Annotated in this window: 23 protein-coding genes and 4 tRNA genes; 22 read left to right on the forward strand and 5 right to left on the reverse strand. The window is 66.0% G+C overall.

Annotation, left to right across the window (positions count from 1 at the left end; all coding sequences use genetic code 11):
- Positions 1–116: 116 nt before the first annotated feature.
- On the forward strand, positions 117–1,298 hold the full coding sequence (locus ACV7NN_RS01500) for an ammonium transporter (RefSeq protein WP_463347829.1): 1,182 nt from the start codon (positions 117–119) through the stop codon (positions 1,296–1,298).
- Between the two features lie 60 nt (positions 1,299–1,358).
- Here ACV7NN_RS01500 and ACV7NN_RS01505 read toward each other — a convergent pair whose 3' ends face one another.
- Both ACV7NN_RS01505 and ACV7NN_RS01510 read right to left on the reverse strand, forming a co-directional pair.
- A complete protein-coding gene (locus tag ACV7NN_RS01505) occupies positions 1,359–3,926 on the reverse strand; it encodes a DUF4062 domain-containing protein (RefSeq protein WP_463347830.1) in 2,568 nt (855 codons plus the stop codon).
- Positions 3,927–3,994: 68 nt separating this feature from the next.
- Positions 3,995–4,070, reverse strand: a tRNA-Val gene (locus tag ACV7NN_RS01510).
- Between the two features lie 187 nt (positions 4,071–4,257).
- Here ACV7NN_RS01510 and ACV7NN_RS01515 point away from each other — a divergent pair.
- The 16 genes from ACV7NN_RS01515 (at position 4,258) to ACV7NN_RS01590 (ending at position 18,224) form a co-directional block, all read left to right on the forward strand.
- Positions 4,258–4,329: transfer RNA gene (locus tag ACV7NN_RS01515), tRNA-Gly, on the forward strand.
- A gap of 70 nt (positions 4,330–4,399) precedes the next feature.
- A tRNA-Cys gene (locus ACV7NN_RS01520) sits at positions 4,400–4,473 on the forward strand.
- A gap of 26 nt (positions 4,474–4,499) precedes the next feature.
- Positions 4,500–4,571, forward strand: a tRNA-Val gene (locus ACV7NN_RS01525).
- 210 nt (positions 4,572–4,781) lie between these two features.
- Complete coding sequence (locus tag ACV7NN_RS01530; protein ID WP_463347831.1) at positions 4,782–5,246, forward strand: acyltransferase; 465 nt, start codon at positions 4,782–4,784, stop codon at positions 5,244–5,246.
- 101 nt (positions 5,247–5,347) lie between these two features.
- Positions 5,348–7,330 carry a threonine--tRNA ligase gene (thrS, locus tag ACV7NN_RS01535; RefSeq protein WP_463347832.1) on the forward strand — a complete coding sequence of 661 codons (1,983 nt, stop codon included), beginning with the start codon at positions 5,348–5,350 and terminating at the stop codon, positions 7,328–7,330.
- A complete protein-coding gene (locus ACV7NN_RS01540; protein WP_463347833.1) occupies positions 7,318–7,869 on the forward strand; it encodes an HIT family protein in 552 nt (183 codons plus the stop codon). Before thrS ends, ACV7NN_RS01540 begins: the two co-directional genes overlap by 13 nt.
- An 84-nt stretch (positions 7,870–7,953) precedes the next feature.
- On the forward strand, positions 7,954–8,856 hold the full coding sequence (pdxS, locus tag ACV7NN_RS01545; RefSeq protein ID WP_463347834.1) for a pyridoxal 5'-phosphate synthase lyase subunit PdxS: 903 nt from the start codon (positions 7,954–7,956) through the stop codon (positions 8,854–8,856).
- Positions 8,846–9,463, forward strand: coding sequence for a pyridoxal 5'-phosphate synthase glutaminase subunit PdxT (gene pdxT, locus ACV7NN_RS01550; protein WP_463347835.1), 618 nt, complete (start codon positions 8,846–8,848; stop codon positions 9,461–9,463). The genes pdxS and pdxT overlap by 11 nt, the downstream gene beginning before the upstream one ends.
- 55 nt (positions 9,464–9,518) lie before the next feature.
- A complete protein-coding gene (locus ACV7NN_RS01555; protein ID WP_463347836.1) occupies positions 9,519–10,277 on the forward strand; it encodes a YebC/PmpR family DNA-binding transcriptional regulator in 759 nt (252 codons plus the stop codon).
- Positions 10,278–10,287: 10 nt separating this feature from the next.
- On the forward strand, positions 10,288–10,887 hold the full coding sequence (gene ruvC, locus ACV7NN_RS01560; RefSeq protein WP_463347837.1) for a crossover junction endodeoxyribonuclease RuvC: 600 nt from the start codon (positions 10,288–10,290) through the stop codon (positions 10,885–10,887).
- The gene (gene ruvA / locus ACV7NN_RS01565) at positions 10,884–11,504 is read left to right on the forward strand and encodes a Holliday junction branch migration protein RuvA (protein WP_463347838.1); all 621 of its coding nucleotides are present in this window, start codon (positions 10,884–10,886) and stop codon (positions 11,502–11,504) included. The genes ruvC and ruvA overlap by 4 nt, the downstream gene beginning before the upstream one ends.
- Positions 11,501–12,532 (forward strand): Holliday junction branch migration DNA helicase RuvB, encoded by a 1,032-nt coding sequence (gene ruvB / locus ACV7NN_RS01570; RefSeq protein WP_463347839.1) that lies wholly within the window; start codon positions 11,501–11,503, stop codon positions 12,530–12,532. Before ruvA ends, ruvB begins: the two co-directional genes overlap by 4 nt.
- Positions 12,533–12,633: 101 nt before the next feature.
- Entirely contained in the window at positions 12,634–13,008 is a 375-nt protein-coding gene (locus ACV7NN_RS01575; protein ID WP_463347840.1) for a preprotein translocase subunit YajC, read from the forward strand.
- A 66-nt stretch (positions 13,009–13,074) separates the two neighbouring features.
- On the forward strand, positions 13,075–14,811 hold the full coding sequence (gene secD, locus ACV7NN_RS01580) for a protein translocase subunit SecD (protein ID WP_463347841.1): 1,737 nt from the start codon (positions 13,075–13,077) through the stop codon (positions 14,809–14,811).
- Positions 14,811–15,833, forward strand: a complete 1,023-nt coding sequence (gene secF / locus ACV7NN_RS01585; RefSeq protein WP_463347842.1) for a protein translocase subunit SecF — start codon at positions 14,811–14,813, stop codon at positions 15,831–15,833. The genes secD and secF overlap by 1 nt, the downstream gene beginning before the upstream one ends.
- Before the next feature lie 138 nt (positions 15,834–15,971).
- Positions 15,972–18,224: a RelA/SpoT family protein gene (locus tag ACV7NN_RS01590; RefSeq protein ID WP_463347843.1), complete on the forward strand. Its 2,253-nt coding sequence runs from the start codon at positions 15,972–15,974 to the stop codon at positions 18,222–18,224.
- On the opposite strand, the gene ACV7NN_RS01595 is transcribed toward ACV7NN_RS01590, so the two are convergent.
- The 3 genes from ACV7NN_RS01595 to ACV7NN_RS01605 all read right to left on the reverse strand — a co-directional run bounded on the left by ACV7NN_RS01595 (position 18,203) and on the right by ACV7NN_RS01605 (position 20,999).
- Positions 18,203–18,817, reverse strand: coding sequence for a type IV toxin-antitoxin system AbiEi family antitoxin (locus tag ACV7NN_RS01595; RefSeq protein WP_463347844.1), 615 nt, complete (start codon positions 18,815–18,817; stop codon positions 18,203–18,205). The two genes, ACV7NN_RS01590 and ACV7NN_RS01595, sit on opposite strands and share 22 nt — an antisense overlap.
- Positions 18,818–18,908: 91 nt before the next feature.
- Entirely contained in the window at positions 18,909–20,138 is a 1,230-nt protein-coding gene (locus ACV7NN_RS01600) for a DUF349 domain-containing protein (protein WP_463347845.1), read from the reverse strand.
- A 90-nt stretch (positions 20,139–20,228) separates the two neighbouring features.
- Positions 20,229–20,999: a peptidylprolyl isomerase gene (locus ACV7NN_RS01605; RefSeq protein WP_463347846.1), complete on the reverse strand. Its 771-nt coding sequence runs from the start codon at positions 20,997–20,999 to the stop codon at positions 20,229–20,231.
- Between the two features lie 164 nt (positions 21,000–21,163).
- Between ACV7NN_RS01605 and ACV7NN_RS01610 the strand changes: the two genes are divergently transcribed.
- The 5 genes from ACV7NN_RS01610 to alaS all read left to right on the forward strand — a co-directional run bounded on the left by ACV7NN_RS01610 (position 21,164) and on the right by alaS (position 26,793).
- Positions 21,164–22,504, forward strand: a complete 1,341-nt coding sequence (locus tag ACV7NN_RS01610; RefSeq protein ID WP_463347847.1) for a replication-associated recombination protein A — start codon at positions 21,164–21,166, stop codon at positions 22,502–22,504.
- A gap of 177 nt (positions 22,505–22,681) precedes the next feature.
- Positions 22,682–23,311, forward strand: coding sequence for a 30S ribosomal protein S4 (rpsD, locus tag ACV7NN_RS01615; protein ID WP_163289739.1), 630 nt, complete (start codon positions 22,682–22,684; stop codon positions 23,309–23,311).
- A 103-nt stretch (positions 23,312–23,414) separates the two neighbouring features.
- Positions 23,415–23,834: a DUF948 domain-containing protein gene (locus ACV7NN_RS01620; RefSeq protein ID WP_463351210.1), complete on the forward strand. Its 420-nt coding sequence runs from the start codon at positions 23,415–23,417 to the stop codon at positions 23,832–23,834.
- 58 nt (positions 23,835–23,892) lie between these two features.
- Positions 23,893–24,090: a hypothetical protein gene (locus ACV7NN_RS01625; RefSeq protein WP_463347848.1), complete on the forward strand. Its 198-nt coding sequence runs from the start codon at positions 23,893–23,895 to the stop codon at positions 24,088–24,090.
- 45 nt (positions 24,091–24,135) lie between these two features.
- Positions 24,136–26,793 carry an alanine--tRNA ligase gene (gene alaS, locus ACV7NN_RS01630; protein ID WP_463347849.1) on the forward strand — a complete coding sequence of 886 codons (2,658 nt, stop codon included), beginning with the start codon at positions 24,136–24,138 and terminating at the stop codon, positions 26,791–26,793.
- Positions 26,794–26,799: the final 6 nt, after the last annotated feature.

Here is a 26,799-nt window from a genome sequence, read left to right on the forward strand (position 1 = left end):
CACGCACCAGCGAGCGGGGCGTCGCCTTCGGGCGGCGCCCCGCTCGCGTGTGCGGTGAGGCGCGGAAGGACGGCCCAGTAGCCTATGACCGTCCCCACACACGTCAGGAAGGGTCCATGGACGCAGCTGCCCAGGTGGATGCTCTCCTTCTGCTGGTCTCCGGCGCCCTCGTCTTCGTCGTCGTCCCCGGGTTCGCACTGCTCTACGGCGGGATGGTCAGCAGCGCAGGTGCGTCGTCGGCCATCCGCGCCACACTGGTCGGCGCGGGCATCGCGGGTGTGCTGTTCGTCATCGGGGGATACGGGATGCTCTTCGGCGCCCCCCTCATCCCTCACGTTCTCGGCGTTCCCGGCACGGTCCCGGCCGACGCGTTCGCCCTCGCGCGCGCCTGCTACGCGGGCGCTGTGTGCATCCTCGCGGTCGCCATCGTCGCCTCGGCGGTCGCGCCGCGCGTGACCCTGCGCGGGTGGACGGTGTTCGCCGTCATCTGGGTGGTCGTCGTGTACTTTCCCGTCGGGTACGCGATCTTCGACCTGGCAGACGGGTGGGCGTCGGCCGGGTTCGGGGTGATCGACTTCGGCGGTGCGATTCCGGTGAGCGTTGCTGCTGCGGCCGGTGCTGCCGGCATCCTTCTCGTCTGCGGCAGGCAGCCCGTGCACGAGGTCCGATCGAGCCGCAACGTGCCGGTCATGGCCGTCGGAGGAGCGCTCGTTTGGTTCGGGTGGTTCGGGCTCACCATCGGAAGTGAGGGGTCCGTCGACGGGTTCACGGCGCTGATCTGGGTGAACACGCTCACCGCCTCCGCCGCCTCGACGATCGCATGGGTGACGGTCGACCGCATCATGATGCGGCGACCGACGGTGGCCAGCGCCGTCTGCGGTGCGGTCGCCGGCCTGATAGCCATCACGCCGGCATCCGGGATCATCACCACGGGATGGTCCCTGCTGCTCGGCGCGCTCTCCGGGATCGCCTGCGCTGTGATCGTCGACGTCGCCGCACGGGCGCGGTTCGGCACTCCGATGGTCGTGGTCGTCATCCACCTCGTCGCCAGTGTCGTGGGCCTGCTGTTCGTCGGGCTGTTCGCAAACGGCGCAGGGATGGTCTACAGCGGCAACTTCGACCAGCTCGGCGTGCAGGTACTGGCGGCTCTGATCGTGGCGCTGTGGTCGTTCCTCGTCTCGTGGGGTGCCGCCTACGGGATCCAGCGCACGATCGGACTCACGGCCACGAGGCACATTTCGTGGCGCGACGATGTGCCTGTCGTGTCCGAGGACAGCACGGTGGACGCGGGGGACTAGCTGTCCGAGCTCATGTCAGGGGGCCATGTCGTGAAGCCGGAGGGGTGGTGCGGTCGGCGTTCAGGCCTGGCCAGCCTCCGCCAGGGCTTCGGCGACCGCCTGCTCGACGGTGAGCTCCCTGCCCTCCGTGATGGCGGCATCCAGCCGACCTCCGGATCCGGCGGCGCTGAGTTGATCCAGGTACGCCTGGTGGAAGGTGAACATCGGACCGTTGTGGAGGCCGCTGCGTTCCCGGAGTGCCCGCGCGGCGCCGGCGAGGCGTCCCGCACGGTCGACGTCGCCGGACAGCGCAGCGACCGCGACCATCCCCTCCAGTCCGTACGCGAGCCCTTCGACATGGCCGAGGCTCGCCGAAACCCTGACACTGAGCGCGAAATCCGCGCGGGCATCCTCGACGGATCCGAGCTTCAGCTGGGTCCAGCCCAGATGGTACGAGGCGATCCGCTCCCCGACGGCGTCGCCGGTGCGCTGGGTGATGGCAAGGCTCTTCTCGAAACGGTCGAGCGCCTCGGGAAGCTTCTGCTCGAGCAGGGCGACGCGCCCGAGAAGCACGAGCGCCATCGACTCGCCCCACTGGCTCCCCGAACCGCGGAAGAGAGCCAGGCTGGTCTCCATGACTTCGCGTGCACGCACAGTGTTCGGCTTCTCGCCTGCCATGAGGGCGAGTGCGAGCGAGATCCGGGTCAGGGCTTCGCCGTCAGGGTCCCGGGTCTCGTGGAACAACTCCGCGCTCGTGGTCAGGTCCGCCGCAACACTGCCGTCCGGGTCGCGCCAGAACATGATCGTGCGGCTGAAGTAGAGCGCGATCGCTCGTGTGTGGTCGGAGAGCTGATCGCCCGACCGCAGGGCAAGATCCATCCAGGTGCGGACCTCGCCGAGCAGGCCCGACACCCACCAATAGAGGTACAGGCTGAACGCCAGCACAGCCGCGCGATCCCAGTCCCGGGAGTCGAGAAGGAACCGCTCGGCAGCCCGGAGGTTCTCCCGCTCCTCGCCGAGCCTCTGCATCCACTCGCGCTGCCGCTCGCCTTTGAGTTCATCCTCGATGCGCTCTGCCCAGTCGATGAAGAATCGCGCGTGTGCATCCCTCACCTCGGCCAGCGCGCCGCTCGCGGCCAGGCGTTCGCGGGCGTACTCGCGGACGATCGCCTGCATGCCGAACCGAGGCCGATCGGCGCTGACCGCCTGGCTCACGAGACTGCTGTCGACCAGGGCCGTGAGATCGGTGAGGACGTCACCGACCGCATCCGGGTCGGGGTCGCAGCCGACGGCCTCGGCCGCCTCCAGCGAGAAGCCCCCATCGAACACGCCGAGGCGGTCGAGCAGTCGCCGTTGCGTGTCGTCGAGGAGTTGAGTACTCCACTCGATCGTCCGACGCAGAGTCTGCTGGCGCTCGGGGAGGTCCCGCGAACCCGAGACGAGCACGCTGAGTTGCCGGTCCAGGCGCTCGAGCAGTTCTGTCGGCGACAGAACGCGCACACGAGCGGCGGCGAGTTCGATGGCCAGCGGCATTCCGTCCACCGCAGCGCAGACACCGGCAATGGCCATCGCGTTGTCCTGGGTCAGCTCGAAGTCGGGTTTGACCGCTCGCGCGCGCTCGATGAAGAGATTGACCGACGATTCCTCAGCGAGTGGACCGACCTCGTAGCTGTGCTCCGCACTCACCCGCAGCAGCACCCGGCTGGTGACGATCATGGCCACGTCTGGTGCGGCCGCGAGCAGCGAGGTCAGCATCGGCGACGCGTCGAGCACCTGTTCGAAATTGTCGACCACGAGGAGCATGTGCCGGTCGTGCAAAGCCGTGACGAGGTTGTCCATGATGGGAGCGTCGCCGGTGTCGCGGACCCCGATCGCCTGCGCGATCGCGTGCAGGACGCGCTGTGGATCCGGTACAGCCGAGAGGTCGACGAAGGCGACACCGTCCTCGTAGATGTGCGAGACCGTGCTCCCGGCGGCGATCGCCAGTCGGCTCTTCCCGATGCCGCCGGGACCGGTCAGCGTGACGAGGCGGGCGCCTGCATCGAGCATCCGGCCGATCTCGGCGATGTCGGCATCCCGCCCGATGAGTTCGGTCAGCGCCATGGGAAGGCGGACGGGCTCCGCCGCGCGGTCGGCGTCTTCGAGCACGACGGCCGCGAGTCGCGCCCGGGACTGCTCGAACCGTTCCGCGAGCATCGTCGCGAGATCGGCCTCGATGAGCCGGCCGATCTCCTTGGGCGACTCGAAGTATGTGTAGGCGGCCAGGTCGTCATGACGGATGCGGTCGAGGAGGGCCGCCAGTCGCGGCTCGCGGTCATCCGCCGGCGTCTTCACATACAGGAGCCGGGGAACCTCGGCGGGGCACAGGTTGTACTCGTCTTCGAGACCCGAGACCTCCTCGTCGGGGGCGATCCATCCGTAGCGCTCCCAGTACAGGCCGATGAAGACGTCGCTCTGGTCGAGGTAGGCACGGTAGAGCTCGCGCGGGGGATGGGGGCTGGCACCGAGTTCGAACATGACCGGCGCAAGGTGCAGGCGCTCGATCGCCGCTCGCGCCGCGCGTCGTTCGGGGGCGAGTTCCTGCAGGGTTGAACTGACGAAGATCCGCAGCCGCTGATCCGGCGTGCGGATAACATGAGCGCTCCTCATGTGTGCATTCTGTTGCTGTTGAGGGCAATAGTCCAGTGATGGACAGACTGGTCAGCGCAGATTTTTTCTGGTGGGCGATACCGGACTCGAACCGATGACCTCTTCCGTGTGAAGGAAGCGCGCTACCAACTGCGCCAATCGCCCGTTCGCAAGCCGTGTGCCGGCTGCGAGTCTCGATACTAGCCGACGGGGGATGGTGAACGCACATTGACGCCGGAACTCCACCGCCGTACCCCCGACGACACGCGCGGAATACGTAACACGACCGCGTCAGTTTGAGAATCGATTGAAGTATCGCTACAGTTTCAAAGCACGCAGAAATGCGAGCAATGCGGATGTGGCGCAGTGGTAGCGCATCACCTTGCCAAGGTGAGGGTCGCGAGTTCGAATCTCGTCATCCGCTCGAGTACAGCCCGATCGCAAGATCGGCTGCTCATGGTGGACAGCCCGATGTATTGAGGTTTGGCCGACACGGTGGATTGGCCGAGAGGCGAGGCAGCGGCCTGCAAAGCCGTATACACGGGTTCGAATCCCGTATCCACCTCCAACCTGATGCAGAAACGCAACAGGCTTGGGCGATTGGCGCAGCGGTAGCGCGCTTCCCTGACACGGAAGAGGTCACTGGTTCGATCCCAGTATCGCCCACAGACGAAGCCCTGGCAGACGCCGGGGCTTCTGTCGTTCTCGCGACTCCGTCGCAACACCCCTTGGGTGCCCTTGAGTTTCATTAGACTTGGCCGCACGCAGCTACGGCCAGGAGATATTGCTCACATGCCTTATTCCACACGGTTGATACGGGCGGTGCGATCGCGGAGACCGGCCTACGAGGTGATGTGGCGCAACTATCGCCGCGACGTGTTCATCAACGGGCTGGCGATGAGCGGCCTGGTGCCGTTGCCGCTGCGAAACCCCCTGCTCAGGCTGTTCGGTCTGGACATAGCGCCGAAGGCGATCGTTCTACCGGGCAGCTGGTTCGGATCGAGACGAGTCCGGATCGGAATGGGCAGCTTCATCGGGCGAGGGTGCTATTTCGATTCTCTGGAGTGGATCACGATCGGAGAGCGTTGCGACCTCGCCGCGGAGGTGGCACTGATCACCAGTAGCCATGAGATCGCCGGACCCAGACGTCGCGCCGGGAGATCGACGCCCGGGCCGATCGTCATCGGTGACGGAGCATGGCTCGGCGCCCGAGTCACGGTGCTGCCCGGCGTTACGATCGGGGCCGGGGCGGTCATCGGCGCCGGTTCTTTGGTCACCAGCGACTGCGAGCCGAACGCTTTGTACCTGGGCAGCCCGGCTCGTTTCGTACGCGCGCTGTAGGAGACTCCTGCATCACGGTGCCGGTGGCTCGCTGGTTAATAGCCCGATTCGCCACTACTACAGTTGAAGAATCCAATCGACGACTCTAGGAGTGGAACAAGGTGGCTGACGGCTTCGAGCTCTTCACCGATCGTTCCGTTGTCGCAATGCGCGTCAACGGCCAGCTGAAGGACCTCGCTACGCAGGTCACGTCCACCGACACGGTCGAGCCCGTCACGATCGACTCGCCCGACGGTCTGAGCATCCTGCGCCACTCGGCTGCCCATGTGCTCGCGCAGGCCGTCCAGTCGATCAACCCCGAGGCCAAGCTTGGGATCGGGCCGCCCATCACCGACGGCTTCTACTACGACTTCGATGTCGCGCAGGCCTTCACGCCTGAAGACCTGAAGGCGCTCGACAAGGAGATGGCCCGGATCATCCGCACGGGTCAGCGTTTCGTGCGACGCGTTGTGACCGACGACGAGGCGCGAGCCGAACTCGCCGGCGAACCGTACAAGCTTGAGCTGATCGGGCTCAAGGGCGGCGCCCTGCCCGGCGACACTGCGGCGTTCGACGCCGAGGAGAGCGTCGAGGTCGGTGGCGGCGAGCTCACGATCTACGACAATGTCGATCCGCGGACCGGCGAGACCGTGTGGAAAGACCTCTGCCGCGGCCCCCACCTGCCCAACACCCGGATGATCGGCAACGGCTACGCGCTCACCCGCCTCGCGGCCGCGTACTGGCGCGGCTCGGAGAAGAACCAGCAGCTCCAGCGCGTCTACGGCACCGCGTGGCCGACCAAGGACGAGCTGCGCGCCTACCAGACCCGCATGGAGGAGGCGGCGAAGCGCGACCACCGCAAGCTCGGTGCCGAACTCGATCTCTTCAGCTTTCCCGAAGAGATCGGTTCGGGTCTCGCGGTGTTCCACCCCAAGGGCGGCATCATCCGCAACGAGATCGAGAACTACATGCGCGAGCGCCTCATCGCGAACGACTACGAGCTCGTCAATACGCCGCACATCACCAAGGCGCACCTCTACGAGATCAGCCAGCACCTCAACTGGTATCGCGAGGGCATGTTCCCGCCGATGCACCTCGACCAGGAGGTCGACGCCGACGGCAACGTGACCCGTCAGGGCCAGGACTACTACCTGAAGCCCATGAACTGCCCGATGCACAACCTGATCTTCCGCGCGCGAGGGCGCAGCTATCGCGAGCTGCCCCTGCGTCTCGCGGAGTTCGGCACCGTGTACCGGTACGAGAAGAGCGGAACCCTGTCCGGGCTGACCCGTGTGCGCGGGCTCACCCAGGACGACGCGCACATCTACGTCGCCGACGACCAGATCAAGGACGAGGTCGCGCGCCAGCTCGAGTTCGTGCTCGAGACCCTGCGTGGTTACGGCCTCACCGACTTCTATCTCGAGCTCTCGACGAAGGATCCGGAGAAGTACGTCGGATCGGATGAGAGCTGGGAGCAGGCCACCGAGACGCTGCGCGAAGTCGCCATCGAGTCGGGGCTCGAGCTCGTGGACGATCCGGGCGGAGCGGCGTTCTACGGGCCGAAGATCAGCGTGCAGGCCCGCGACGCCATCGGCCGCACCTGGCAGCTGTCCACCGTGCAGCTCGACTTCAACCAGCCGGAGCTCTTCGAACTCGAGTACAACGCGGCCGACGGGACCCGCAAGCAGCCGGCGATGATCCACCGGGCGCTGCTCGGTTCCATCGAGCGCTTCTTCGCCATCCTTCTCGAGCACTACGCGGGAGCTTTCCCCGTCTGGCTGTCGCCTGTGCAGGTGGTCGGAATCCCGGTTGCGGATGCGTACGGGCCGTTCCTCGACGACGTGATCGCTCGCCTCAAGGCGCGCGGCGTGCGGGCGGAGGTAGACCACTCCGACGACCGGATGCAGAAGAAGATCCGCACCCACACGAAGGCCAAGGTGCCGTATCAGCTCATCGTCGGCGAAGAGGATGCTGCCGCAGGCACTGTCAGCTTCCGGTTCCGCGACGGCAGCCAGCGCAATGGCGTGACCGTCGACGACGCCGTCGAGCGGATCGTCGCCTCGATCGCGTCGCGCGAGCAGGTCACCACGGCGTGGGTCGAGTGACACTCGACGACGCGAGCCACCTGGTCGGCGTGCCCGACGAGTTCCAGCGGCTCTGGACGCCGCACCGCATGGTGTACATCGAGAACAACCAGCAGCCGACGCAGGACGAATGCCCGTTCTGCCATGCTCCGAAGATGAGCGACGAGGACGCACTCATCGTGGCGCGCGGACGCCACGCCTACGTGCTCCTCAACCTGTTCCCGTACAACAGCGGTCACCTGCTGGTCTGCCCGTACCGCCATTTTGCGATGTACGACGAGGCGACGCCGGAGGAGGTCGCCGAGATCGGCAGCATGACGCAGACTGCGATGCGCGTCATCACCCAGGTCTCGCGCAACGACGGCTTCAACATCGGAATGAACCAGGGTGCGGTGGCCGGGGCCGGGATCGCGGGGCACCTGCACCAGCATGTCGTCCCCCGTTGGGCGCAGGACGCCAACTTCCTGCCGATCATCGCGAAGACGAAAGCACTTCCGCAGCTGCTCGGGGACGTGCGTGCGGCGATCGCGGCGGCATGGCCGTCTCAGCCCGACGAGTAGAATCGTGACAGCGTAGTTCCCGCCGCAGCGGCGCTGGAACGGATTGACGTGCCGCGCGAGGCAGCGGCACCAAGAGAGGACACAGTGAGCGACACAACCACCGCCGAACAGTTCGGTTCGAGCCGCGTCAAGCGCGGGCTGGCCGAGATGTTGAAGGGCGGCGTCATCATGGACGTCGTGACGCCCGAGCAGGCGCGCATCGCAGAAGATGCCGGTGCCGTGGCCGTCATGGCCCTCGAGCGGGTTCCGGCCGATATCCGGTCGCAGGGCGGCGTGGCGCGCATGAGCGACCCCGATCTGATCGAGGCGATCATCGCCGAGGTATCCATTCCCGTGATGGCGAAGGCCCGCATCGGCCACTTCGTCGAGGCACAGGTGCTCCAGGCGCTCGACGTCGACTACATCGACGAGTCCGAGGTGCTCAGCCCGGCAGACTACGTCAACCACATCGACAAGTGGGGCTTCACCGTCCCCTTCGTCTGCGGTGCGACCAACCTGGGTGAGGCGCTCCGCCGCATCAACGAGGGCGCAGCGATGATCCGTTCCAAGGGCGAAGCCGGAACCGGTGACGTGTCGGAGGCGACCAAGCACATCCGCAAGATCAGGTCGGAGATCGCCGGCCTGAGCTCGATGAGCAAGGACGAGCTGTACGTCGCCGCAAAAGAACTTCAGGCTCCGTACGACCTCGTGGTCGAGGTCGCCGAGACCGGCAAGCTTCCCGTGGTGCTCTTCACCGCCGGCGGTGTCGCGACCCCGGCAGACGCCGCGATGATGATGCAGCTCGGCGCCGACGGCGTCTTCGTCGGGTCGGGCATCTTCAAGTCGGGCAACCCCGCGCAGCGTGCGGCTGCCGTCGTCAAGGCGACGACGTTCTACGACGACCCGTCGGTGATCGCCGAGGTCTCGCGTGGACTGGGTGAGGCGATGGTGGGCATCAACGTGTCCGACCTGGCCGCTCCGCACCGCCTCGCAGAGCGTGGCTGGTAGGCCGGACGCGCCGACGGCGCCGCGTGTGGGAGTGCTCGCACTCCAGGGCGATTTCCGGGAGCACATCTCGGTGCTCGGCGGACTGGGGGCGGATGCCGTCCCCGTCCGTCGTGCATCCGAACTCGAGTCCGTCGAGGGCCTGGTGATCCCCGGCGGAGAGTCCAGCGTGATGGACAAGCTGGCGCGGACTTTCGGCCTGGCACAGCCGCTGAAGGATGCGATCGCCGCCGGCCTTCCCGTCTACGGCACGTGCGCTGGCCTGATCATGCTGGCCGACACCATCCTCGACGCCATCCGGGGGCAGGAGACGCTGGGCGGTCTCGACGTGGTGGTGCGACGCAACGCGTTCGGCTCGCAGCTCGACTCTTTCGAGACCGACCTCGACATCCCCGCGGTCGGCGACGAGCCGATGCATGCCGTGTTCATCCGGGCGCCGATCGTCGAGAGCGTCGGTCCTGCGGCGACGCCGCTCGCCTCGCTCGCCGACGGGCGTGTCGTCGCGGTGGAGCAGGGCAACCTCATCGGAACCTCGTTCCATCCGGAGATGACCGGCGACACGCGTTTCCACGAGTACTTCCTGCGCCGCGTCAGCGAACGGGCGGCTTGAGCGCTCGCTCGCGTCCTACAATGGACAGGATCTTCAGAAGTAGTTAGGGAGCAACGTGTCCGGGCATTCCAAATGGGCGACCACCAAGCACAAGAAGGCCGTGATCGACCAGCGTCGTGCGAAGTCGTTCGCAAAGCTGATCAAGAACATCGAGGTCGCAGCTAAGATCGGTGGCGCCGATCTCTCGGGTAACCCGACCCTTGTCGACGCGGTGCAGAAGGCCAAGAAGACGTCCGTCCCGAACGACAACATCGATCGTGCCATCAAACGCGGCGCCGGCCTCACCGGTGAGAGCATCGACTACACGACCATCATGTACGAGGGCTACGGCCCCAACGGTGTCGCCCTTCTCATCGAGTGCCTCACCGACAACAAGAACCGTGCAGCTGCAGACGTCCGCACCGCGATGACGCGCAACGGCGGAACGATGGCAGACCCTGGCAGCGTCGCGTACAACTTCCACCGCAAGGGCGTGATCGTCGTTCCGCAGGCCGACGGTGTCTCCGAAGACGACGTTCTTCTTGCGGTGCTCGACGCCGGCGCCGAGGAGGTCACCGCTCGCGAAGAGGGCTTCGAAGTGCTGACCGACCCCTCCGCGCTGGTGGCGACACGGACCGCACTCCAGGAGTCGGGCATCGACTACGACTCGGCGGACGTCGAGTTCGTCGCCTCGATCCAGGTCGAGGGCGACGCCGAGACGGCCCGTAAGGTCTTCCGCCTCATCGACGCACTCGAGGACTCGGACGACGTGCAGAACGTGTACACCAACCTCGATCTGTCGGCCGAGGTCCAGGCCGAGCTCGAGGCAGAGTAGAACCCGGCCGATGCCGCTCCGCGTGCTCGGCATCGACCCAGGGCTGACCCGCTGCGGTGTCGGGATCGTCGACGTCGAGCCCAACCGCACCGCACGACTGGTCGAGGTGCTTGTCATCCGTACCCCGCCGACGATGCCGCTCGAGGAACGGCTGCTCGCGGTCGGTGACGGGATCGCCGAACTGCTCGATCGGCACTTGCCCCAAGCGGTCGCTATCGAGCGCGTCTTCGCGCAGCACAATCTCAGGACGGTGATGGGCACAGCGCAGGTCAGTGGCGTGGCACTCCACGCGGCCGCCAAACGCGGGCTCCCGGTCGCCCTGCACACGCCGAGCGAGGTGAAGGCGGCGATCACCGGATACGGTTCGGCCGACAAGAAGCAGGTGCAGGCGATGGTCGCTCGGATCCTCGGGCTCGCCGAGGTGCCGAAGCCGGCTGATGCCGCGGATGCGCTGGCTATCGCGATCTGCCATGCGTGGCGGGGGAGCGGTGCACAGCCAGCGGCCTCGGCATCCGGTGCCACGTCGACACTGACGCCTGCGCAGGCTGCATGGCACGCCGCGGAGCGTTCCAGCCGGGCGTCGGCGGTGCCCCGTAGGCTGGCGAAGTGATTTCATCCCTTCGCGGCACCGTCCTCGCGATCAGCGGCGGCTCGATCGTGATCGAGGTCGGCGGCGTCGGTTTCTCGATCCAGGTCACGCCGGACCACGCGCTGTCGCTCCGCATCGGAGACGAGGCCATGGTGCTCACGTCGCTGATCGTCCGCGAGGATGCCCTCTCTCTGTTCGGTTTCGCCGATGCGGAACAGCTCCAGGTGTTCGACCTCCTCACCGGGGTGTCCGGAGTCGGGCCCAAGTCCGCGATCGGAGTCCTCTCCGTGCTCTCGCCGGAGCAGATCGCCGAAGCCGTGACGGCTGAGGACGATGCGCCGTTCCGCAAGGTCTCCGGCATCGGGCCGAAGACGGCCAAGCTGATCGTCGTTTCCCTCTCGGGCAAGCTGGCCGTCACCCGGCGTGCTCCCCGACCCGCCGCGGCGACGCCCCCATCCTCTCTGGGCGACAGCGTCCTGATCGCACTCGTTGGCCTCGGCTGGCCGGAGAAGACAGCATCCGATGCGATCGCCGAGGCAGTCGCGGAGACAGACGAGTCCGCCCGTGACACGGTCCAGTCCCTGCTGCGCGTCACGCTGGCCAGGCTTGGCCCGGGGCAGACTGCAGCACGGAGATGACCGTGGCCGACAACGATCTGACCGCTCCCGAGCTCGAGTCCGAATCCGAGCTCGCGTTCGAAGGCGCACTCCGCCCGCGCTCGCTCGCCGAGTTCGTCGGGCAGGCAAAAGTCCGCGGCCAGCTCCAGCTGCTTCTCACGGCGGCGAAGATGCAGGACCGTACTGCCGACCACATCCTTCTGGCCGGGCCCCCGGGACTGGGCAAGACGACGCTCGCAATGATCGTCGCGCACGAGAGCGGTCGTCCGTTGCGGATGTCGAGCGGTCCCGCGATCCAGCATGCCGGCGACCTGGCGGCACTGCTGTCTTCGCTCACTCCTGGCGAGGTGCTCTTCATCGATGAGATCCATCGGATGGCTCGGTCAGCGGAAGAGATGCTCTACCTCGCGATGGAGGATTTCCGGATCGACATCATGGTGGGCAAAGGCGCCGGCGCCACGTCGATCCCGCTCGATCTGGCCCCCTTCACCCTGGTCGGTGCGACGACGCGCTCGGGTCTCCTGCCCAACCCGCTCCGCGACCGGTTCGGCTTCACCGCCCATCTCGAGTTCTACGACGAGTCCGAGCTCGCCCAGGTGCTCACGAGGGCCGCCGTCATGCTCGATTTCGAGATCGACGGCGAGGCGCTGGCCGAGATCGCGGGCCGCTGCCGGGGAACCCCGCGCATCGCCAACCGGCTGCTCCGGCGCGTCAGAGATTTCGCGCTGGTGCACGGGGGAGCGGCGGATGTCGAGGCCGTGCGATCCGCCCTCGAACTCTATGACGTCGACCCGCTCGGGCTCGACCGTCTCGACCGAGCCGTGCTGCAGGCGATCCTCGAACGTTTCGACGGTGGTCCGGTCGGCCTCAACACGCTTGCTGTCTCGGTGGGCGAGGAGGCCGAGACGATCGAGTCCGTGGTCGAACCGTTCCTCGTGCGGATCGGTCTCCTGTCCCGCACACCGCGCGGACGAGTGGCGACTCCAGCCGCTTGGCGACACTTCGGCGCAGCGCACTCACAGCAACCATCCCTCATGGATGACCTATAATTCAAGCTGGCCCATCGGCCACTCACAATCAAGCAGGGCGTTTCTTCGTGAGACGCTCTCTGGAAGGCCCCAAACTTTTCATGGATCCGTTAACTATTGTCATGCTGGTCGTCCTGGCCGGCCTGGTGTTCTTCATGTTCCGCAACAGCCGCAAGCGGCAGCGCGACGCGGCTGCTCTTCGCGAGAAGATCGTCCCCGGTGCCGAGGTCATGCTGAACTTCGGCGTCTACGGCAAGCTGCTCTCGATCGACGAAGAAGAGAACCAGGCCCTCGTCGAGACAACCCCGGGCACCATCCTCAAGGTGCACCGCCAGGTGATCGCCCGGGTCGTCGAGCCCAAGGAGCTCGAGCCCGAGGTCGAGGCGTCGACCGAGCCGGAGCTGAACGAAGACCACGCCATTCCCCTCACCGAGCCTGAGTTCGGCGAGCGGATCGACGACGTGGCCAAGAAGCCCGGCGCGAAGAGCGACGACTGACCCCATTCCCAGGTGTGCCCACGTCTACTGAGGCGTGGGCACGCGCGTAGAAAGCTGAGTTCGTAGGTGGCAAAGTCGACCCCGGTCAAAAAAGCATGGCGTTCGTTGAGTTGGCTTGGAGCCATCATCGTCGTGCTGCTCGTCACCCTTATCGCGGGTGTCGTGTTCAGCAATGCGACCGTGATCCCGAAGCTCGCGCTCGACCTCGAGGGCGGGACGCAGATCATCCTCGCGCCGCAGCTGGCCAACGGGCAGCAGGTGCAGCAGCAGCAGCTCGACCAGGCCGTCTCGATCATCCGTCAGCGCATCGACGCGTCCGGAATCTCCGAGGCCGAGATCAGCACCGAGGGCTCCAAGAACATCGTCGTCTCCCTGCCTGGAACCCCTGACGAAGCGACCCTCAACCGGATCAAGTCGAGCGCCAAGCTCGACTTCCGGCCGGTGCTGGTCGCCGGTGCGCCCACGAACACGGTGGTCGGCGCCGATGGCAAGTCCACGCCCGCGCCGAGCCCGGCACCCAACCTGCAGTCGACACCGTCCACGAAGCCGACGAACGGCAGCGACAAGGCGTGGGTCACGCCCGCGCTGCAGGCGCAGTACGACGCATTCTCGTGCTCGTCCGATGCGGCGAAGAGCACCAACGTCGCACCGGCGGACAAGCCGCTCATCACCTGTGACGACAAGGGCACGACCAAGTACATCCTCGGTCCGGTCGAGGTCCGCGGCGAAGACATCAAGGATGCGTCGAGCGGCCTCGTGCAGAGCTCCAGCGGCGTCAGCACCGGCCAGTGGGGCGTCAACATCGTCTTCAACGACGCCGGCACCAAGGCGTTCGCCGACGTGACCACGCGACTCAATGCCCTGACCGGTGCTCAGAACCAGTTCGCGATCGTGCTGGACGGGAAGGTCATCTCGGCTCCTGCGACGCAGGCCGCGATCACCGACGGTCGCCCCCAGATCACGGGCAGCTTCGACCAGACCTCGGCGAAGACCCTCGCCGACCAGCTGAAGTTCGGCGCCCTGCCGTTCAGCTTCCAGGTGCAGAGCCAGGACACGATCTCGGCGACGTTGGGTTCCTCGCAGCTCCTCAGTGGTCTGATCGCCGGCCTCATCGGCCTGATCCTGGTCATGATCTACACGCTCTTCCAGTACCGGCTGCTCGGTCTCGTGACGATCACCTCGCTCGGTGTGGCAGCGCTCCTGACCTACCTCACGATCTCGCTGCTCTCGTGGCACTACGGCTACCGGCTCTCACTCGCCGGCGTGGCGGGCCTGATCGTGGCCATCGGTTTCACCGCCGACTCGTTCATCGTCTACTTCGAGCGAATCCGTGATGAACTCCGCGACGGACGTGGACTCGAGTCCGCGGTCGAGGCGGGCTGGAAGCGCGCTCAGCGAACGATCTACGCCTCGAAGGCCACAAACCTCCTAGCAGCAGTCGTGCTGTACGTGCTCGCGGCGGCGAACGTGCGCGGTTTCGCGTTCACCCTCGGTCTCACGACGATCATCGACGTTCTCGTGGTCGTACTCTTCACACACCCCACTCTGCAGTTGCTCGCCAAGACGAAGTTCTTCAACAGCGGCAGTTCGTGGAGCGGGCTCGATCCTGACGCTCTGGGCGCGGTCTACCGCGGTGCAGCGCAGTTCCGCGCGCCATCCGCGGCAGTCAGCGCGGGGAAAGCGGCCTCGAGCAGCAAGGAGGCCGCCAAGCGACAGACGATCGCCGAGCGCAAGGCCGCCGAACTGGTCTCGGCGAGCTCGGGCAGCAGTACGGATCGATCGAAAGACGGGAAGGACTCCTGATGGCCGCCAGCCGCCTCACACGGTTCGGAAACGACCTCTACACCGGCGCTCGCTCGTTCGATTTCGTCGGCAAGCGCAAGATCTGGTACACGATCGCCATCGTGATGGTGATCGCGTCCATTCTCATCCCCGTGCTCAAGGGCGGGTTCAACTTCGGCATCGAGTTCCGCGGTGGATCGCAGTTCCAGATCACGAATGTGCACACCACGTCGCAGACTCCCGCACAGGACGCCGTCGCGGGCGTCGTTCCTGACGCAGTGGTGCACGTCACCAGTGTCAACAACAACGCCGTGCGAGTGCAGACGGATCAGCTCACCGCCGACCAGAGCCGTCAGGTGGCGGACGCACTGGCCAAGGCCTACAACGTGCCTTCGACCGAGGTCGCCTCGTCGTTCATCGGCCCGACCTGGGGTGCGGATGTGACCCAGCAGTCGATCCAGGGCCTGGTCGTGTTCCTGCTCCTCGCGTTCGTCGCGATGGCGTTGTACTTCAGAACCTGGAAAATGTCGGCCTCGGCGATCATCTCGCTGTTCCATGACCTCATCATCACGGCGGGCATCTACGCCCTCGTCGGGTTCGAGATCACCCCGGCGACGATGATCGGCTTCCTGACCATCCTCGGCTACTCGCTGTATGACACGGTCGTGGTGTTCGACAAGGTGCGGGAGAACACCCGCGAAGAGCTGGAACTGACGCGCCGCACCTTCCCTGAGGCGGTGAACCTCGCGGTCAACCAGACGCTGGTGCGCTCGATCAACACGGCTGTCGTGGCGGTCCTCCCCGTCGCGTCCATCCTCTTCATCGGCGCCTTCGCACTGGGGGCCGACACGCTCCGCGACATCTCCCTCGCACTGCTCATCGGAATCATCGTCGGCACGTACTCGACGATCTTCCTCGCGGCTCCGATGTATTCGCAGTTCCGCGAGGGCGAGGCCGCGATCAAGAAGCACGACGCCAAGGTGCGTGCGGCCCGGCCGAAGGCAGCTGCCGCCGCTGCGCCCGTCCCCGTCGCCGCCAAGTAGCGTGGAATAAGGAGTTCGCGTGCACGGTTCTCATCTCGACGGATACGAGGTGAGAACCGTGCGCGCAGCGCTCCCGCTGGTCTTCGAAGCGAGCCGCACCCGCGGTAGCCGCGATAATGGAAGACGGGAGGCACGCTGATGGTCGACACGACAACGCCGCAGAGTGCTTCGCTGCGCCGTCTCGTCCCGCGCATCTTCTCCCGGGCCCAGCCCGCGGGCGCCGTCGACACTCTGATCCGCACCCTCCGGATGCACCATCCCAAAGCGGATCTTTCCCTGGTGGAGCGTGCATACGCGGTCGCAGAGAAGGCGCACTCGGGCCAGAAGCGTCGCAGCGGTGAACCGTACATCACCCACCCGGTAGCGGTAGCACAGATCCTCGCCGATCTCGGCATCGGCTCGAAGACCATCGCGGCGGCACTTCTGCACGACACCGTCGAAGACACCGAGTACACACTCGACGAACTGCGTGATGCGTTCGGCGACGAGATCGCGATGCTCGTCGACGGCGTCACCAAGCTCGACAAGGTCAAATACGGCGACAGCGCGCAGGCGGAGACTGTCCGCAAGATGATCGTCGCAATGTCGAAAGACATCCGGGTCCTGATCATCAAGCTCGCCGATCGTCTCCACAACGCTCGCACCTGGGGTTTCGTCCCCGCCGAGTCCGCGACGCGCAAGGCCACGGAGACCCTCGAGATCTATGCGCCGCTCGCTCACCGCCTGGGGATCCAGGCCATCAAATGGGAGCTTGAAGACCTCTCGTTCGCCGTGCTGTACCCCAAGCTCTACGCCGAGATCGAGAGCCTGGTGCGGCAGCGTTCGCCGGAACGCGAACGCCTCGTCCAGCACGTCATCGACGCGATCAATGACGATCTGAAATCGGCACGAATCCGCGGCAAGGTCGTCGGGCGACCGAAGCAGTACTACTCGATCTACCAGAAGATGGTGGTGCGTGGTCGCGAGTTCGACGAGATCTACGACCTGGTGGGTATCCGCGTGCTGGTGAATTCGGTGCGCGACTGCTACGCCGTTCTCGGTCAGATCCACGCCCGCTGGACGCCGATGCCCGGCCGGTTCAAGGACTACATCGCAACCCCCAAATTCAACCTCTACCAGTCCCTGCACACGACGGTCATCGGCCCGGAGGGTCGTGCCGTCGAGATCCAGATCCGCACGGAGGAGATGCACCAGCGCGCCGAGTTCGGTGTTGCGGCGCACTGGAAGTACAAGGAGCAGGTCAACGGCAAGAGCTCCGGCCCGTCCGGAAGGGTCGACACCGACCTCGCCTGGCTCGCTCACCTGTCGGATTGGCAGGCGGAGACAGCGGACCCGAGCGAGTTCCTCGATTCCCTGCGGTTCGAGATCGGTGCGAAAGAGGTCTACGTCTTCACTCCGAAGGGTCGCGTCATCGGCCTGCCGACGGGAGCGACACCCGTCGACTTCGCATACGCCGTGCACACCGAGGTCGGGCACCGCACGATGGGCGCAAAGGTCAATGGGCGTCTCGTTCCTCTGGAGAGCACCCTCACCACGGGAGACGTCGTCGAGGTCTTCACGTCCAAGAACCCCGACTCGGGTCCGAGCCAGGACTGGCTGAACTTCGTCAAGAGCCCGCGCGCCCGCAACAAGATCCGCCAGTGGTTCACCAAGGAGCGGCGCGACGAAGCCATCGAGCAGGGCAAGGATGCGATTGCGCGCGCCATGCGTAAGCAGAACCTCCCGCTTCAGAAGCTGATGACGCAGGACTCGCTGGCCGAAGTCGCAGCGCAGCTTCGCTACGAGGACGTCTCGGCGCTGTACGCGGCCGTGGGCGAGGGCCACGTCTCGACGCAGTCCGTCATCGAGAAGGTCGTGGCGTCCCTCCAGACGGAGGCCGAAGGCGATGCCGGCGAGATCGAGTTGCCGGTCAAAGGTCGGTCGCGTCAGCTGCGGAACAGCGATTCCGGCGTTCTTGTGCGCGGTGCGCCCGACATCCTGGTCAAACTTGCCAAGTGCTGCACGCCGGTGCCCGGTGATCCTATCGTCGGCTTCATCACCCGCGGAGCTGGCGTATCGGTCCACCAGGCGAGCTGCCACAACGTTCAGTCCCTCCTCCAGGAGCCCGAGCGCATGATCGACGTCGAGTGGGCGCCGAGTTCGAAGAGCGTCTTCCTCGTCCAGATCCAGGTGGAGGCTCTCGACCGGTCCGGTCTCTTGTCGGACGTGACCCGTGTGCTCTCCGAGCATCACGTGAACATCCTGTCAGCGACGGTCACTACGTCGAGCGACCGCCTGGCGCTCAGCCGGTTCGTTTTCGAGATGGGTGACACCACGCACCTTGATCGTGTGCTCAACGCCGTGCGCAGGATCGATGCCGTCTACGACGTCTACCGCGTCAGCGCCGGCTGACCCGTACGCATCCTGATCGAATTCCTGCCCGCGGGAAAGGCATTCGAGCGTTCGACGAGGGATATTCGGGCAAGCGCCCGGCGGACGCCCGGATAGCGAGGCTGCGCACGGATGCGTTCGCGACACGCCCCTACCCCGACACCCCCGAGCTGGAGGACTGCAAGCACCTCGAGCGCGTCGCACGCACCGAACGGCTCGCGCGTGCGGAGCAGGTCGATCGCCGTTCGCAGGTACGAGGTCACGCGCAGCGGACCGACCCGCACGATGTCGACCGGATCGATCCTGCATTCGCGGAACTCGAATCGGGGGGACGAATGCGGGGTCGTCCTGCTGGCGATATCGGTGCACAGCTGATGCCGGAACGGCGCACGAGAACGCACTCCGTGGACCCACAGTGCAGAGGATCGCTCCACGATCATCCGCGAAGGAACGAGCTGCGCGAGCGCGGCCGCGCGCAGGTCGCTGTTGTCGGGCTCATCGACCGGCGAGAACCACTCGTCGACCGCGAAGACTTCGCCATCGATCCGGGCAGCGCGAAGCTCCGCAGAAGGCAGGTCGTGGTCGCTCAAGAGCCGTTGGAGAAGTCGCGTCACACAACCAGTCTGCTGACCACGTGCCGGCGATCGGCCGACCAGCCGGCAGCCTGTGCGGAACCGCCACCTGTGAACAGTTACGCGGCGCCTGCTATTTCAGGGCGTCGAGCCAGACCTTGCGTGCGTCGAGCGCTTCCTGGGCTGCAGCGACCTTTGCTTTGTCTCCGCTGGCCTTGGCTTCTTCGAGCTCGGATTCGAGCTTGGTGATCGCCGCCGTGAGCTGGCTCGCGAGACCTTCGGATCGAGCCTTCTTCTCGGGATTGTTGCGCTGCCAGTGGTCGTCCTCGAGCTTGCGCACCGCAGCCTCGACCCGGCGAAGCCGTTCTTCGACGACCTTCACCTGGTCGCGCGGAACCTTGCCGATCTCATCCCAGCGTCGCTGGATGGAACTGAGCTTGGCGCGCGCCGACTCACGGTCGGTCGCTGTCAGCAGCGGCTCCGCTTCGGTCAGGAGTTCGAGCTTCGCTTCGAGGTTCGCCGAGAACTCCTCGTTCTCACGAGCATCCACTTCGGATTTCGCCGAATAGATCGCATCCCCGGCGGCCTTGAATCGCGCCCAGAGCGCATCGTCGTTCCGCTTGCCTGCGCGGCCCGCCAGCTTCCACGCCTCGAGGAGTTCACGGTAGGCGGGAACGCCATCGGCTCCCCGCGGTATGAGCGCTTCGGCCTCTTCGATCAGCTGCGTCTTGCGGGCACGGACGTCGCGGTGCTGGTTGTCGAGCTCGGCGAAGAACGCCTTGCGGTTGTGCTCGATCGTCGCGCGCGCGGCGCGGAATCGCTTCCACAGCTCGTTGGCTTCGTTCTTCGGAAGACGCGGCCCGTCGTGCTGGTGGGCCTGCCAGCGAACGAAGAGCGAGTCGAGTGTGGCCGTGGTCTGCTTCCACTGGGTCTTGGCAGGGTCCTCGGCCGCAAGAGCCTCCGCCGCCACGACGATCTCCGTACGCTCGGCGATCGCGGCATCCACCGCGGCACGGGCTTCGGCGGTCTGCTGCTCCGTCAACTCCTCGACGGTGCCCCCCAGCTTTGCGAGGCGCTGCTGGAGCGACGCGAGATCGCCGACTGCGTTGGCCCCGGCGACGTGTTCGCTGAGGGTCGCGACAGCCTTGGCGATATCAGCGGCAGGTGCTCCGCGACGTGCGCGCTGTTCGAGCAGCGTGACCTGACCGGCCAGATCCGTGTATTTGCGTTCGAAGTAGGCGAGCGCCTCCTCCGGAGTTCCGTCGGGGTACTGCCCGACCTCCCTCTCGCCTTCGCCTTCGCGAACGAAGACGGCGCCGGTCTCATCGACGCGACCCCACGGTTGCTGATCAGTTGTAGCCAAGAGCCTCACCTTGCTGACGACGACGGCCAGGACGACCGCCTCACACTGCGTTTTAGCCTATTGCACCCGTCCGGGGACGTGCAGGGGTCCTTACTGAACCGTTATCCCGTTGATCGTCGTCGTGACGTTGGGCTTACCATCCTTCGCGCCGCCCTGGACGCCCTTGTCGGCCACCTGGGTGATGAGCTGGTCGAGGCCGCTCGTGACCTTGCCGATGACCGTGTAGCCACCCGCTGAGTCTGAGGGGATGGTCGAGTTCTTGTAGACGATGAAGAACTGGCTGCCCTGGCTGTTGCCGTCGTTGCTCGAACGCGCCATCGCGAGTGTGCCTGCAGGGTAGATGTTGTCGGCAGGTGCGTTCTCGACGGGTCCGTACGTGTATCCCGGGCCGCCAGAGCCGTCACCCTTCGGATCGCCGCACTGGAGCACATAGATACCCGACGTGGTCAAGCGATGGCAGGTCAGGCCGTTGTAGAAGCCCTTCTGGCTCAGAGCGATAGTGGAGGAGACCGCCTGGGGCGCCTTGGCACCGTCGAGAGTGATCGCGAGCGGGATGCTGTTGATCGTCATCGTGCCGGTCCACTGGCGGTTTGCGGCGAGAGTCTTCGGCGGCAGCGTGTACGCGGCGGCAGATGCTGACGGCGACGGGCTGGCGACCGGCTTGCCCGGCCCGCTGTTGAAGTACAGCAGCTGGGTGAGCACGGCGAGAACGACGACGACGAGCACGCCGATGCCGGCGAGCCAGTTATCGCGCACCCGGCGCTTGGCCTTTGCCTCGTGGACGGTCTGGCGCGCCTGGTAGGCCCTCAGCCGCTCGCGCGCCTGGCGCGCTTCGCGGTCGTTCTGCTTGTTCGGTGCCACGTGAAATCCTCCGAGGGGGCGCGCCGTCGTGCGGGGGGGAGTCTTCGGTCGACGCGCCACAGCGCTGGACCTCAGATGAACTTTATGCGACCGAGCTATGACGGCCAAATGCGGCCGTGGATCGTGGCGTCAGGCGTGTCGGCGGAAGCAACTAGCCTTGACCCATGGTCGATGCGCAGCCGGGGCTCCGAAGCGGAGCGACTCCGCTCGCCGTCCGCATGCGACCGAAGAGTCTCGACGAGGTCGCCGGGCAGAGACATCTGCTGACTCCCGGGTCTCCGCTGGTGAGCCTCGCATCAGACACGACGGGCGAGCGCGGCTCGGTCTCCGTCATCCTGTGGGGTCCGCCGGGCACGGGAAAGACCACGCTGGCCCAGGCGATCGCCCATTCTTCCGGCCGTCGGTTCGTCGAGTTGTCAGCCGTATCCGCCGGGGTGCGCGACGTTCGGCAGGTTATGGACGAAGCCCTCTCCACGCGCGACCTCTACGGCATCTCGACCGTGCTGTTCCTCGACGAGATCCACCGCTTCACGAAGGCCCAGCAGGACGCATTGCTGCCCGGTGTCGAGAACGGCTGGGTCATCCTCGTGGCGGCCACCACGGAGAATCCGTCGTTCTCGGTGATCTCGCCGTTGCTCTCACGCTCGCTCCTCCTCACGCTCGAAACGCTTAGCGACGACGACCTGGGAACTGTCGTCGATCGCGCCGTCACCGATGAGCGCGGCCTGGGCGATCACTTCGTCCTCGAGGCGGATGCGCGGGCAGCGATCATCCGGCTCGCGTCCGGCGATGCACGACGTGCCCTGACCGCTCTCGAAGCAGCGTCCGTGTCAGCAGCGACGTCGACGCCCGCGACCTCATCGGAGAAGCCGGTCATCACGGCGGAGCTCGTCGCGCTGGCGGTGGACCGCGCGCTCCTGCGCTACGACCGCAACGGCGACGAGCACTACGACGTGATCAGCGCCTTCATCAAGTCGGTGCGCGGCTCCGACGTCGACGCCTCCCTCCACTACCTCGCGCGCATGATCGAGGCGGGGGAGGACCCACGATTCATCGCCAGGCGCATCATCGTGCTCGCATCCGAAGACATCGGGATGGCAGACCCCCAGTCGCTGGTGATCGCGGTGGCCGCAGCGGATGCGGTGCAGCTGATCGGGATGCCGGAGGGGCGCATCCCGCTCGCCCAGGCAGTCGTGCACCTGGCGACGGCTCCGAAGTCCAATGCCGCATACATGGCCCTCGACAAAGCGATCGCCGACGTTCGGGCCGGAACGATGGGACGGGTCCCCAAGCACTTGCGAGATGCGCACTATCCCGGTGCGAAACGACTCGGCCACGGCAAGGGCTACAAGTACCCACACGACGACGAACTCGGTGTCCTGCAGCAGCAGTATCTTCCGAACGAACTCAAGAACGCCGTCTACTACGAGCCGACAGAGCACGGTAATGAACGCGACGTCTCCGCTCGGCTCGCCAAGCTCCGCCGCATCGTGCGCGGACGCTGACGGCGATCTGCTAGAATCGACCAGCCTAGAAGCGGGTGTCGCGTGCGGCTGCGTCGACATACGTTCTCGAAGGGAAAGGCCCAGTAGCCGGGCTTCCCTGGCAGCATCCCTCTAATACTGCAGGACGATCCTGTGTGCCTGCATTCACACCGTTAGAGAGACAACCGAAAGGAACTCGTGTCTACCAAGTCACGTACCCGTAGCAAGACCCGCCTGTCGCGGTCGCTGGGCATCGCCCTGACCCCGAAGGCCGCCAAGTACCTCGAGAAGCGTCCGTACGCTCCCGGCGAGCATGGCCGCACCAAGCGCAAGGCCGACTCCGACTACGCCGTTCGTCTGCGCGAGAAGCAGCGTCTGCGCGCGCAGTACGGCATCCGTGAGAAGCAGCTCCGCATCGCGTTCGAAGAGGCCCGTCGCACCCAGGGCCTGACCGGTGAGAACCTGGTCGAGCTCCTCGAGATGCGTCTGGACGCTCTCGTGCTCCGTGCCGGCTTCGCCCGCACGACCGCACAGGCCCGCCAGATGGTCGTGCACCGTCACATCCTCGTCGACGGAAAGCTCGTCGACCGTCCGTCGTTCCGTGTCAAGCCGGGTCAGCTGATCCACGTCAAGGCGCGCAGCGAGGGCACCGAGCCCTTCCAGGTCGCGGCTGCCGGCGGTCACGTCGATGTCCTGCCCAAGACTCCGGCCTACCTCGAGGTCGAGCTCGACAAGCTTCACGCGCGCCTGGTGCGTCGCCCGAAGCGTGCCGAGGTTCCGGTCACGTGCGAGGTCCAGCTCGTCGTCGAGTACTACGCAGCTCGATAACTTGCGTCTACGCTAGGGAGCGGGTCACCTCGGGGTGGCCCGCTTCATGCGTTTAGGACGGGCGATCCCGTAATATGCCGTTGGCGGAATGGATGGTGGACTCGTGACCGGTGGCGACATCGCAGGGCTCATCGCGGCGGTGGTCTTCGCCGTCCTCGTGGGGTTCATCGCCCTGCCGCTGGTCAAACTCGGGCGCGTGCTCGACGAGACCCGCTCGGCCATCAAGGACGCGAGCGACGGGCTCACTCCGATCCTCGAGGAGACCGCGACGACGATCCAGGAGACCAATAAGCAGCTCGCCCGGGTTGACGTGATCACCAAGAACGTTGCAGATGTCACGGGCAACGTCTCTGCGCTCGTGGCGCTGTTCGCTGCGACGGTGGGCGGTCCGCTCATCAAGCTCGCCGGATTCAGCGCGGCGGTCCGGGCCGCTTTCCGGGCGACTGCGGGTGCAGGCAAAGGTGCTCCGGCTGATTCCACAGCTCGTCCCGGCTCCCGGCAGAAGCGCGGAAGCACGCACTAAACTGACCCGAGGCGTTCCGTTCGCGAACGACGCCTCATTCACCAGGGAGTAAATCACCATGAAGAGTTTTCTGTGGCTCGTCGTCGGCATAGCGATCGGTTTCGCCGTGGCGCACAAGGTCAATGAAACCCCTCAGGGCAAGCAGTTCTTCTCCGAGCTCGACAAGAAAGCACGCGACTTCGGGGAGGCCGTCTCCGACGGTTACCGCAAGCGCGAGGCCGAACTGCGCTCCGCGATCGAAGACGCCGAGGCCTAGTCCGGCCCCTCGACCCTGCCCACCCCCTTCTACCTACCGGAACCCATGCAGACTGCCGAAATCCACAGGCGCTGGCTCGATTTCTTCGCTGCCCGCGGCCACACCGTCGTTCCTTCCGCTTCGCTGGTCAGCGACGACCCATCGCTGCTCTTCACCGTTGCAGGCATGGTCCCTTTCGTTCCCTACCTGACCGGGCTCGTCCCCGCGCCGTTCCCGCGCGCGACGAGCGTTCAGAAGTGCATCCGGACGAACGACATCGAAGAGGTCGGCAAGACACCGCGCCACGGCACGTTCTTCCAGATGTGCGGCAACTTCTCGTTCGGCGACTACTTCAAAGAACAGGCGATCACCTACGCGTGGGAGCTCCTGACCGCGAGTGAGGCCGACGGCGGCCTGGGCTTCGAGCCCAAGGATCTCTGGGTCACCGTCTACGAAGACGACGACGAAGCCCGAGAGATCTGGCGCCGTATCGCCGGGCTGCCCGACGAGCGCATCCAGGGCCTCGGCAAGGACACGAACTACTGGTCGACCGGGCAGCCCGGTCCGGCGGGTCCGTGCTCCGAGATCTTCTTCGACCGCGGGCCTGCATACGGCATCGATGGTGGACCTGCGACGGACGACGACCGCTACGTCGAGATCTGGAACCTGGTCTTCATGCAGTACCTGCGTGGCGAGGGAACCGGCAAGGCCGATTTCGATATCCTCGGCGACCTTCCACGAAAGAACATCGACACGGGCATGGGCCTCGAGCGCGTCGCGTTCCTCAAACAGGGCGTCGAGAACATGTACGAGATCGACCAGGTTCGGCCCGTGCTGGATCGTGCCGCCGACCTGGCAGGTAAGACCTACGGCGCCGTTCACGAGGACGATGTGCGGCTCCGCGTCATCGCCGACCACGTGCGCAGCGCCCTCATGCTCATGTCCGACGGCGTCACGCCGTCGAACGAGGGTCGCGGCTACATCCTGCGCCGACTTCTCCGGCGCACAGTGCGGTCGATGCGACTGCTGGGCGTCGAGACCGCGACGTTCCCCGAGCTGTTCGCCACCTCGCGAAATGCGATGGCTGCCGCCTACCCCGAGGTCGCTTCAGACTTCACGCGTATCTCGCGGTTGGCCTTCGCAGAAGAGGAAGCATTCCTGCGTACGCTCACAAGCGGTACAGGCATCCTCGACACCGCAGTCGCGAACACCCAGCGCGCTGGCAAGTCGGAGCTCGCGGGTGACACGGCGTTCCTCCTGCACGACACCTACGGCTTCCCGATCGACCTGACTCTGGAGATGGCCGAGGAGGCGGGGCTTAGCGTCGACCGTAAGGCGTTCGACTCGCTCATGGCCGGCCAGCGCGCTCGTGCGAAGGCGGATGCGAAGGCGAAGAAGACCGCGCTGGCAGACCTCTCGGTCTACAGCACATTCCGTTCGCTCGGTGAGACCGTCTTCACCGGCTATACCGAGCTCGAGACGGAGTCGACAGTGCTCGGGCTGATCGTGGACGGCGAGTCCGTGCGCTCGGCCGCTGCCGGCCAGGTCGCCGAGGTCATCCTCGGAGCCACCGCGCTGTACGCGGAATCCGGCGGCCAGGATGCCGACGCCGGGCTCATCGTCGGCCCCGGCTACGAACTCGAGGTCCTCGACGTCCAGAAGCCCGTGAAGGGTCTGATCAGTCACACCGTCCAGGTGCGGAGCGGCGAGGTCGGTGTCGGGTCGCCGGCGACCAGCGTCGTCGACCGGGATTACCGTCGGGGTGCTCGACAGGCGCACTCGGGCACGCACATCATCCACGCGGCCCTCCGGCAGGTGCTCGGCCCCAACGCTCACCAGTCCGGGTCGTACAACAAGGCGGGCTATCTGAGACTCGACTTCTCGTGGAACCAGGGCCTCTCGGCCGACACGCGCTCCGAGATCGAAGAGATCTCGAACAACGCGATCCGCGACAACCTCGAGGTGGTCACACGCGAGATGCCCCTCGCGCAGGCGAAGTCGTTGGGTGCCATGGCCCTCTTCGGCGAGAAGTACGGGGAGACGGTGCGTGTCGTCGACATCGGCGGCCCATGGTCGCGCGAGCTCTGCGCCGGAACGCACGTCGTCTCGAGCGCCGAGATCGGAATGATCAACCTCGTGAGCGAGTCTTCGGTCGGTTCGACGAATCGGCGGGTCGAATCACTGGTCGGTATCGAAGCGTTCCGTGATCTCGCCGCCGAGCGAGCGATCGTGTCGCAGCTCTCCGGAAGCCTGAAGACCCCGCGGGAGCAACTGCCCGAAAAGATCGCCGACCTGGTCGCGAGCCTGAAAACGGCGGAGAAGCGGATCGCCGCCTTCGAGGCGCGAGCCGTGCTCGACAAGGTTCCGGCCCTCCTCGACTCTGCTGCGCACCACGGTCCCGTGCGCCTCGTCGCCCAGGACGCGGGCAAGCTCAATTCGAGCGACGATCTGCGCCTGCTCGTCACCACGGTGCGCGAACGCCTCGGATCCGATGCGGCCGTCATCGCCCTGGCCGCGGAGATCGCCGAGAAGCCGGTCGTCATCGTCGCGACGAACCAGGCGGCACGCGATGCCGGTGTCAAGGCCGGTGCCCTCGCGCGCGTCGCCGCGGGTGTTCTCGGAGGCGGCGGAGGCGGCAAGGACGACCTCGCCCAGGGCGGCGGCGCCGATCCCCATGCCATCCCTGCAGCCCTCGCTGCCGTGACCCAGGCGATAGCGGGATAGGGGCCT

It is taken from the genome of Leifsonia sp. Ger2509 (assembly GCF_055231915.1).